General features: G+C 33.2%; 4 protein-coding genes. All 4 read right to left on the bottom strand.

Annotated features, from left to right (window positions below; translation table 11 throughout):
- On the bottom strand, positions 1-604 hold a 604-nt coding region (locus EZH24_RS07055), incomplete at its 3' end, for a TraB/GumN family protein (RefSeq protein ID WP_473807427.1).
- A gap of 11 nt (positions 605-615) precedes the next feature.
- A complete protein-coding gene (locus tag EZH24_RS07050) occupies positions 616-3006 on the bottom strand; it encodes a penicillin-binding protein 1A (protein ID WP_137998420.1) in 2391 nt (796 codons plus the stop codon).
- Positions 3007-3230: 224 nt separating this feature from the next.
- Complete coding sequence (locus EZH24_RS07045; protein WP_137998419.1) at positions 3231-4034, bottom strand: META domain-containing protein; 804 nt, start codon at positions 4032-4034, stop codon at positions 3231-3233.
- A gap of 477 nt (positions 4035-4511) precedes the next feature.
- Positions 4512-5062: hypothetical protein (locus tag EZH24_RS14055; RefSeq protein WP_161976112.1), on the bottom strand; the 551-nt coding region annotated here is incomplete at its 5' end.

Raw genomic sequence — 5062 nt, 5'->3', positions numbered from 1 at the left:
TGTTTTGAAAATCGTTTATTTTGGAATAATCGTTTTTCTTCATAATATTTAATATATTTTCCCAATGAGACATTCCGACTACAAATAATATTCTTTTATAATTTTTAGAAAGTTCGTTTAATTTATAAGCCATGAAAATTTCCCGCTCTTTATCCGCGTCAGTTTTGAAGAAAGAATAATTTGATTTAACTTCTTTATAAAATTTTTCGAGTCCTATTTTGTTTAATAAATAATCGTCTGGCATCAAATAATGCGAATTAGGATTAATCGAATTTACATCTTTATCAATCGGAAAAAATGGAATCTCTTCGTCTATCGCAAGTCTCACGGCTTCGATAATAGAATCGCATGGGTCTATAGGAATATAAAGCGCTTCGTTTTCATCCTCTCTTATTATCAAACTTATAAACGGAAGTCGGCTAACCGCTTCTCTTAAAGATTTATTAAAACTTTCAGGATGCTCAATAGCTATAGCGTCTGGTTTAAACTCTTCTACCGCTTCTCTAACGGCTAAAGAAAAATAAACTCTCGAATGAATGGAAGGAATCGCAAGAATATTTTTATATCTTAAAATATTAGAATTTATATTTATTATTTTATTCATTTTATACTCTATCAATAATCGAGAAAAGAATCTATTATACTGTCAAGTTCGCTCGAATCTTGCAAATAATTCGCGCATACATTACAAATTTCGTTTGGAATTTTATCTCTAATAAAGAGTTCCGATTTTAAAGAATAACATGAATCGCTCGGCAATTTTCCGCTTATGGAACATACCTCCACATTTACTATATTCGCGGGCTTTTTATACCAAGTGGGTTTTACGGTTTTAAGCGCCTCAACCATATATTTTCCCCAAATCGGAGCCGCTACTCTTCCGCCGACTTGATTATTTCCGAGAGAATATTTGAAAGAGTCGAAACCAATCCATATTCCCGTGGCAAGCTCTGGAGTATAGCCGACAAACCATGCATCTTTCCAATCGTTTGAAGTTCCCGTTTTTCCCGCTCCCATTCTCGTAAATTTTGCCTCATACATCGCGCCTGTAGCAGTGCCTCCTCTCAATACGCCCGACAATATATCGCTTATCAAATACGCGACTTCCCTGCTCATAACCTGCTTTGCGCCGCCTCTTTCTTCGATTTCTTTTTTTAATTCTTCTTCAAAGTTGTCAATCATAACATCGTTTCTATCGGTAACATATCTTATCAAAATCGGCTCCACTTCTTTGCCTTCGTTCGCTATCGTGGCAAATCCTGTAGTTAGTTCAAGCGGAGTAAACAGTCCCGTTCCGAGCGACAAAGTCAAATCGGCGTTAAACATTCTTTTTGATTTTCTTTCGTCATTGCCCGCTTTAAATATCGGCTCCATATATTTTATAGCGTTTGTCACTCCGACATAATTCAAAACATTTATAGTCGCTATATTTAGGGAAACGGCTAAAGCGTATCTTAAACTCACATCTCCTCTATATGTTTCGGAGTAATTTTTCGGTATCCATGAATTTCCATCCTCGAATACGAAACCTATCGGCGCATCGCTTACTATAGTCGAAGGACTATAATTTGTAATATCCATAGACGCGGCATAAACGAAAGGCTTAAACGCGCTTCCCGCCTGCCTTCTCGCTTGAGTCACTCTGTTTAATTGATTTCTTGGAGTGAAACCAGAACCTCCAACCATCGACACTATATAACCGTTTCTCGGGTCTATCGAAACCAAAGCGCCTTCTATCTGCCTTGAAAGTTCCGCTTCGTCCGCTTTCATAACTTCCATCATTATATCGTTTACTTCTTCCATTCCGAAAATATCCGACATCAAAGCCAAAGGACTCGAAACATTTTTATTTATCGAATCTCTAACGGCAATATTGAATTTATTATAAGTCAAATCTTCTGGAAGCTCGAACATTAAAGATAATATTTCAAGTTTATTCAAAAGACTTCTATCGTAAACGGAGCTAATATCCAAAGAACCGCCTTCGTATCTTATATTATAATTTCTTAAAGCTTCCGTTAATAATTTTTGAGCGGCTTCCTGTTTTTCAATATCTATAGTCGTATAAATTTTTAATCCGTCTTCTTTTAAGGTTTTTTCATCGTATTTTTCTATAAGCATTCTTCTCACATATTCCGTAACATAAGGCGCTCTGTCTATGGACGCGCTATAGGCGGTAGTTCCCCTTCTTCCGATTTTTCCCGTGTATGATTCCCAAAATTCTTTATACGCGATGTTTCCTTCTTCAGCCGTTATAAATTTCATGTCTTTCATTCTTTTAAGGACAACTCTATGCCTTTGCATCGATGTATTCGGGTTATTAATCGGAGAATAAGCGTTTGGAGAAGGGGGAAGAGTTGCAAGCATGGCGCACTCCGCTAAATTCAAATCTTGAACATCTTTATTAAAATAGAATCTGCTGGCAGCCTGCACTCCGTAAACCGAATGCCCAAAAAATATTTGATTGAAATATAAAGTCACAATTTCTTCTTTAGTCAATCTTTTTTCTATTTGAAAAGTAACCCAAATCTCTCTTAATTTTCTCGTTATAGTTCTTTCACGCGATTTCAAAACTATTCCTCTCGCTACTTGCTGAGTCAATGTGCTTGCTCCTCGCGGTCTTCTTCCAAGAATCATATTTCCTATAGTTCCTCTGAATATTCCAATAATATCTATTCCGTCATGTCTCATAAAATTATTGTCTTCCATAGAAATTATCGCTTCTATCAAATGCTCGGGCAAATCTTTATATTCAACCAAAGCGCGCTGTTCGGTAAAGAATTCCGAAATAACTTCTCCTTTTATATCGTAAATTTTTGTGGGAATTGTAGGCTTGTATAATTCTATAGCCTGTATGTCGGGCTGAATTATAATATCCGCTATAAGAAATGAAAATATTATTGTGGTTATAAAAAATATTATTCCTACAACGATTATATAAAATTTTTTGAATTGATTTATATTTATATTTTTATATTTTTCTATTATATTTTTTAAAAACTTCAATTTGTTATTCCTATTTATTTTTTAATTCTAATTTTATTTTTAATATTATAAATAAATTTTTTAATTAATCAATATTAAGCTATATAAAATTAACCCTATAAAACTATCGAGCGATAATTTTATAGGGCTTTAAAAGTAATGGGTTTGTATATATATCTTTTAAGAGCGCGACAAATTACTTTGTCGCCACTATATAAAACATTATTAAACGAAAAATGTAAAAATTATTCCGTTAAATCGAATAATAATATTTGATTGTCGGCGGTTTTTATGCATAAATTATAATTATCGAACGATATATATTTAGCCAAATTCAAAAATTTCAAATATTCGTCTTCCGCTTTCATATCATTTTCAGGTCCCGCCATTAAAGTGGAAATTCCATGCTGTCCTATCGTTATTTCGTTATTATTTAATTCAAACGGTATATTATAAATATTAACTCCCGAATTTCCAATAAACGAATTATTTTCTATAGATAATGTTATTTCCGTTCCTTCAAACATATTCGATAATCTGAATTTTTTCCCGTTTAATTCGTTCGTATCAATAATATTTTCTCTGAATTTTAATACCGTAGTGTCGGAAGTTATTATTACCAAATCGTTATCTTGCAAAAACATATATTTAGCGTCTTCCAAATATCGGACAAAATTATTTTCCGCTTCCATTATATCTCGCGGTCCCGACATTCTCGTTCTGGCAATTCCTGAAAACTTTACTTCGCCGTTATTTTTAGTATAAGAAGTTCTATAAGTATTTACTCCCGCCCAACCGAATACTTGATTGTTTGAATTATAGAAAGACATGCTAATATTATAATCTGGGAACATATTGTAAAGAATAAAAGATTTTCCTATTAAATCGCTTTCGTTTAAATCGGATACTGTTAAATTTTCGTTTTGCAATTTTAATTCCTTGCTAGCTTTTGAAGTTTCATCTTCGCATGATATTAAAAGTAGAAACGAAATGCATATAATTATTTTAATCGCTTTTTTTGTCGTCCAAGTTTTTTGAATTTTTGTCATTTTTTTAATCCTTTATTTGTTATTTTATTTATTAATTTTTATCTAAATATTATAATATAAAAAATAAAATTTGTCAAAGAAAACAATGACGAGAAAAATGCATCGTCATTCGCTTTTGCGTCCCTGTGGGAAGGGTAAGCCTTGGCGAGCAATCCAAAATAATAAATTTTCTTTTTTGTAGATTACTTCGCTTCCTTATCAGTCGCTCGTAATGACAATAAATAGCGCCGTCATTACAGACGAAAGTCGTAGTTAATCCAATTTAAATAGATTATTTCGGTTATAAAATAGCCTCGCAATGACAATAAATAAAATAGCGCCGTCATTACGAGGCGATAGCCGAAGTAATCCAAAGTTAAAGAAATTTTATACAAAATGGATTGCTTCAAGCAAAGCCTTGCAATGACTTTAAATAAAAAGGCATCACATTAAATATGACGCCTTTAATTTAGTAAATAAGTTTAAACAAAAACTTTATTACATGCCAGGAGTTGTGGGAGTATAATTAGTCAAAGTTCCCTCATAAGTAGTTTTATAACTAAATTTATAATTTCCCCCATCTGCCACATTATCCCATGAGAATCCCTCTATACATGTAATGGATATGTTATCGCCAGAGATAGTAAACTCTATATATGATTTGCTTGTATAACCAACAGTATAAATACCACCATCATATACTTTGTTCACGGAATATTTAGAACCAGATTTTAATACTTGGTATTCCAAGCTATTTCTTAAGTCGCCTTCAAGATAGGTTGATACTTCTTCATCAGTTGAGGTCCAGACTTCGTTACTATAATACGATGCCCATTTTAAATTATTATTGGTAATATTCAATAAAAATATCATATCACCTTGACTTAAAATATCATTTTCTAAATCTTCTTTAGTAGTTCCGCTTGTAGCATTTGCGCTATGGGATGTAAGGGAAAGAGCGCCTCTATAGTAAGCATTCGTCATTAAATCTGTCGCTGGGTCTCCCGTAGCCGTTGGAACGGACTCAGTAAAATCCTCGCTTACTTCTC

It is taken from the genome of Brachyspira catarrhinii, from assembly GCF_005518285.1.
GTDB classification, from domain to species: Bacteria; Spirochaetota; Brachyspiria; order Brachyspirales; family Brachyspiraceae; genus Brachyspira; species Brachyspira catarrhinii.
This window is presented reverse-complemented; position numbering and strand designations above follow the sequence as displayed.

Bases quoted from the DNA above. Each gene is read 5' to 3' on its own strand.
- EZH24_RS07045 (WP_137998419.1), bottom strand. From the start codon at position 4,034: ATGACAAAAATTCAAAAAACTTGGACGACAAAAAAAGCGATTAAAATA.